This window comes from Sulfolobus sp. B1, from assembly GCF_007050195.1.
In the GTDB taxonomy this organism is placed as follows: Archaea; Thermoproteota; Thermoprotei_A; order Sulfolobales; family Sulfolobaceae; genus Saccharolobus.
In genome coordinates this window covers 1-5,165 of record NZ_QIMI01000115.1, presented here as the reverse complement: position 1 = coordinate 5,165, position 5,165 = coordinate 1, and the positions used below count along the sequence as shown (strand labels likewise).

Sequence of the window (5,165 nt, the reverse complement as noted above, 5' to 3'; positions counted from 1 at the left end):
CCACTGCTCAGAGGATTATTAAGGAAGCAAGGGATGCTTTAGATATCAGATTTAAAACAGCCTTAGAGGTCAAGAAAGAAAGAATGACGGTAAGGAAGATTACAACTGGAAGTCAAGCTTTAGATAGTCTATTGGGTGGTGGCATTGAGACTAGAACTATGACGGAGTTCTTTGGTGAATTTGGCTCTGGAAAAACTCAGTTATGTCATCAATTAAGTGTTAATGTGCAACTTCCACCAGAGAAAGGTGGTCTTTCTGGTAAGGCAGTATATATAGATACTGAAGGAACATTTAGATGGGAGAGAATAGAAAATATGGCTAAGGCTTTAGGTTTAGATATAGATTCTGTTATGAACAATATATATTACATAAGGGCAATAAATACAGATCATCAAATCGCAATAGTTGATGATTTACAAGAGCTTGTAACCAAAGAGCCATCAATAAAGCTTATTATAGTTGATTCTGTTACATCTCATTTTAGGGCAGAATACCCTGGTAGAGAAAACTTAGCAGTAAGGCAGCAAAAGATGAACAAACATCTTCATCAGCTAGTTAGGCTGGCAGAAGTATATGATATTGCAGTAGTTATTACTAACCAAGTAATGGCTAGGCCAGATATGTTCTATGGTGATCCTACTGTAGCAGTCGGAGGCCATACGTTATATCATGTGCCAGGTATAAGAGTACAATTAAAGAAGAGTAGAGGAAACAGAAGAATAGCTAGAGTAGTTGATGCACCTCATTTACCAGAAGGAGAAGTTGTATTTGCATTAACTGAAGAAGGAATTAGGGATGCTGAAGAGTAAGAAGATAAGGTTTTATCCTTAAATAATATATACATATTCATATGGACGTCTTATGGGCACCTTGGAGGTCGAAATACGTATCCGAAGCCAGCAAGGGTAGCAAGGAAGATTGTTTGTTTTGTAGGGTTAATAAAGAGAATAAAGATGAAAGAAATTATGTAGTATATAGAGGAAAGTATGCATTCGTTATGCTAAATGCTTTTCCATATAACACTGCACATGTCATGATAGCACCGTACAGGCATATCTCTACAATAGAGCTAATGGTTTCAGAAGAAGCTTTAGATATGTTCGATTTGGCGAATATTGTGATTAAAGCCATAAGAAACGCCTATAATCCGGATGGTTTTAACATAGGTTTTAACATCGGTCGAGTGGCTGGTGCTGGAATAGAGTCACATTTACATATGCATATAGTCCCTAGATGGAATGGTGATTCTAATTTTATGCCAATAATTTCTAATACCAAGGTTATCCCAGAATCATTAGATGATACATTTAAAAAGATAAGTAGTAGTATTAAAGAGATTATGAAGAAGTCCTCGAGCACTGAATCGTGATGAGGGCAGGGTTTTTCAGATGAAGAGTTTAGAATATATTGATAAAATAAAAGGCGCTAAAGAGAAGATATCCGGTTATGTTCATGAGACACCACTTGATTATTCAACAACTTTCTCCAAGATTGTTAATGCTAAAGTTTATCTTAAGCTGGAAAATTTACAAAAAACGGGATCATTTAAGGTTAGAGGAGCATTTAATAAGTTATTATCTTTAAAAGATGAGGAAAGGAAGAGAGGGGTTATAGCGGTTTCAGCTGGCAATCATGCTCAAGGGGTTGCATATGCTGCATCTACTTTAGATATAAAGTCAGTTATCATCATGCCAGAAACTGCGCCAATATCTAAATACAGAGCTACTAAATCCTATGGATCAGAGGTTATCCTTTATGGTAAATATTTGCATGAATGTATGAAGAAAGCAGAAGAATTGATAAGCAGTTCTAAGATGGTTTTTATACATCCATACGATGATTTAGATATTATAGCAGGTCAAGGTACAATAGGTATAGAACTATATGAACTAAATCCTGATATTGTAGTAATTCCAATAGGTGGAGGAGGCTTAATTTCTGGGATAAGCATTGCATTAAAATCGAGATTTCCAAATATTAAAATAATAGGCGTTCAATCATCGTCATCACCATCGGCTAAAGTTTCTAAGGAGCTTGGTAGATTGTCTGAGATAGAGCCCAGTTATTCTATTGCGGATGGGATAGTCGTAAAGTCTCCTTCAGAGCTTACATTTGGGATAATTGATGAATTAGTTGATGATATAGTTTTAGTTGATGACGAAGAAATCGCTGAGGCTATAGTTTTTCTATTAGAGAGAAGTAAAACAGTAGCAGAAGGTGCTGGGGCAGCTTCATTAGCATCATTGATTTCTGGTAAGGTTAAGATAAATGGATTAGATAAAAAAGTGGTTTCATTAATAAGCGGTGGTAATATCGATTTATCATTGCTATCGACTATCACTGAAAAATTCTTATATAAAGAAAAAAGGGTGGTAAAAGTAAGAGTTATTGTACCAGATAAGCCGGGGTATCTGAATAAGGTATTATCACATGTGGTAAAAATTAGAGGAAATATTATAGATATAGTTCATGATAGGCATAGTAGCGACGTTATGCCAGGATATACCAAAATTTATATTACGTTTGAGCTTCAGTCATCGGAATCGCTTAGTATATTTATACATGATTTGATAAATGATGGTATTGATGTAAAAATAGTAGAATAATTTATTTAATGGTCGAGGAGAATAATATTGGTAGATCCAAATGGAATTTATTATTTAGGTCCATTAGGCAGTTTTTCACATGAGGCAGCGAGTGTAGTTGCCAATCTAATAAAAGCAGAGTTAATAAGTGAGCAATCAGTTTCATACATCTTTAAAAAAATTAGCCAAAGTAATGACAAAATAGGCGTAGTCCCAATAGAAAATAGTTTAGAAGGTCCAGTAAATGAAACATTAGATAACTTATTTAATTATGATAATATCTACGTGATAGGTGAATTAGAGAAAAAAATAAAATTAGTGTTAGCCTCTAAAGCGGAAAATTTAGATAAAATTAAAAAGATATACTCTCATCCTCATGCCTTTAATGAAGTCAAGGATAAGTTAGAAGCATTAGGATTTAAAGATTATATACCAGTTGAGAGTACTTCTAAAGCCGCTTTACTTGCATCTAATGACTCTAATTCTGCCTCAATTTGTTCACCTTTTGCTGCTAATTTATACAATTTAAACGTGCTTGCAGATTCACTAAGTTCTGATAATAACTATACTAGGTTTATAGTGATATCGAAGGAGATGAGAATAAGTGGTAATAAATCCATGATACTATTTACAGTTTCTCATAAGCCTGGAGCTCTTTATAGGGTTCTTCAAGTATTTTATGAGTATAATATAAATATAACGATGATATACTCTAGACCTCTAAAATCTATCCCATGGCAATATTACTTCTACTTAGAGTATGAAGGATCGCTTGGTGATAGTCAGTTTTTAAATAAGCTAAAAGAAGTAACTGAACTAATTAAAATAAAGGGGTCTTACAATAAGCTAAATAACTATACCAGGCTTTAAATTCTCTAAGCTAAACAATATCATATAACTCTTCGAATTAGTTTCCTTAACTATTTCTTTTGCTACATTTTTAATAATATTCTTGTTAGTAGCATGTATCATACTATAACACAGAAATCTCCAGTTCTCTTTATCTGATTCTCTTAGAACAACATGTGTAGCTTCCCTAACGTTTAAAGCAACTTTTTTGCAAGCATCTTCTGGATTGTCATTATCAAGTAAAACCATACCGTTTTCTATTATTCCTACCTTTTCCCCATTTAATGTAGCTCCATAATCTTTAATTACATTTTTCTCATATAATTCTTTAATTAAGTCAACTATCTCATCTTCTCCCATGTTATATTTTTCTCCTATTTCTTTGAAAGGTCTGTTAGTAAGCTTAAGGGGATATGAAAGATCCTTCAATAGCTCCTTATTTACTCCTAGTTCATCAGCTGTTGGCACGTTTTCAATTAAAGTTCTCATGCTATTCTCACTCCAAGAAACACCTCTTATTATATCGTATTTTACACTTAATTTTAATGTTTTTTTAGAATATAATATTACATAATCATCAGAATTAACTTTACTTAATAAATCTTTAATTTTCTCGTTAAGTGTAGATCTATTTTCAGCCTTTAACACAAACCATATATTATACCTAGGATGATTTCTCACAAAGTTATGCGTAAGTTCCCTAATACTTAACGCAATTTTTCTAAACTTCTCTACGTTTTCTAACGGTACATTAGCTCCAATTAATGCTCCATCCATCCCCTTAGCTCTAAAACTAACATACATTCCTACCCTTTTTATTATTCCATTTTCAACCATAATCTTGACTCTTTCCAGTAGCTCCTCTTCGCTGATCGAAAATTTATCAGCTATAGTCTTAAATGGCTGAGAGTCTAACGGAAAATTATATTGAAGTTCCATTAAAATTAGTTTATCAGTATGGCTGAGATTCATTTTAATCAATATATTTAGGGTAACTAAAATATATTAATCTAATCCTAGTTTTATTGATACCCCTCTAGCTGCTAATATTCCAGTAGCTGCTGCCACATTAATTCCCCTTGATAACCCTGCACCATCACCAGCTACGAATAAGTTATCTACGACAGTTTCCATGTTACTGTCGACAACAGCTTTTACACTATAGTACTTTATTTCAGGAGCATACAGAAGAGTATTTGAGGAGTAAATACCCGGGGCTATATTATCTAATCTCTCTAAGCCATCTATCAAATTATCTACAACTCTGTATGGCAATCCCATACTTATATCACCCGGTGTAACGTCCCTTAAAGTTGGTTTTACTGTAGACCTATTTATTCTATCCCAAGTACTTCTTCTTCCTTTCTCGAAATCTGATAATCTTTGCAATATAGGCCTTCCTCCGCCTAACCTCGTCATTAACCTAGCTATACTCTTCCCGTATTCTATAGTATCTTCTAATGGATCTGATAACTTAATTGTAGTTAGGAATGCAAAATTCGTATTACTACTCTTTTTATCGACGTAGGTCTCACCATTGACTCCTATAGTTCCATCATCATAAACCTCCTTCATTATATACCCTCTAGGATTTACGCAGAATGTTCTAACTTTATCATCATACTTCTTGGAGTAAAGTATAACCTTAGGATCCCAAACAGCCTCGGTTAGTTCGTCAAATACAAATGCTTCAACTTCTACTCTTACTCCTATATCCAATGGTCCGGGTAC

General features: G+C 33.8%; 6 protein-coding genes. 4 read left to right on the top strand and 2 right to left on the bottom strand.

Going from position 1 to position 5,165, the window contains the following annotated elements; all coding sequences use genetic code 11:
* The 4 genes from radA to DMP16_RS07750 form a co-directional block, all read left to right on the top strand.
* Positions 1-809 (top strand): DNA repair and recombination protein RadA (radA, locus tag DMP16_RS07765; RefSeq protein WP_143577057.1); only part of this gene is annotated, 809 nt, incomplete at its 5' end.
* Positions 810-850: 41 nt separating this feature from the next.
* Complete coding sequence (locus DMP16_RS07760; RefSeq protein ID WP_069282487.1) at positions 851-1,369, top strand: HIT domain-containing protein; 519 nt, start codon at positions 851-853, stop codon at positions 1,367-1,369.
* Positions 1,370-1,388: 19 nt separating this feature from the next.
* On the top strand, positions 1,389-2,606 hold the full coding sequence (ilvA, locus tag DMP16_RS07755) for a threonine ammonia-lyase (protein ID WP_069282486.1): 1,218 nt from the start codon (positions 1,389-1,391) through the stop codon (positions 2,604-2,606).
* Between the two features lie 27 nt (positions 2,607-2,633).
* A complete protein-coding gene (locus DMP16_RS07750; RefSeq protein ID WP_069282485.1) occupies positions 2,634-3,455 on the top strand; it encodes a prephenate dehydratase in 822 nt (273 codons plus the stop codon).
* Here the strand turns inward: DMP16_RS07750 and DMP16_RS07745 are convergent.
* Positions 3,432-4,406: an Lrp/AsnC family transcriptional regulator gene (locus DMP16_RS07745; protein WP_143577056.1), complete on the bottom strand. Its 975-nt coding sequence runs from the start codon at positions 4,404-4,406 to the stop codon at positions 3,432-3,434. The two genes, DMP16_RS07750 and DMP16_RS07745, sit on opposite strands and share 24 nt — an antisense overlap.
* A 33-nt stretch (positions 4,407-4,439) precedes the next feature.
* The coding region (locus tag DMP16_RS07740) for an FAD-dependent protein (RefSeq protein WP_342764250.1) at positions 4,440-5,165 on the bottom strand (726 nt) is incomplete at its 5' end.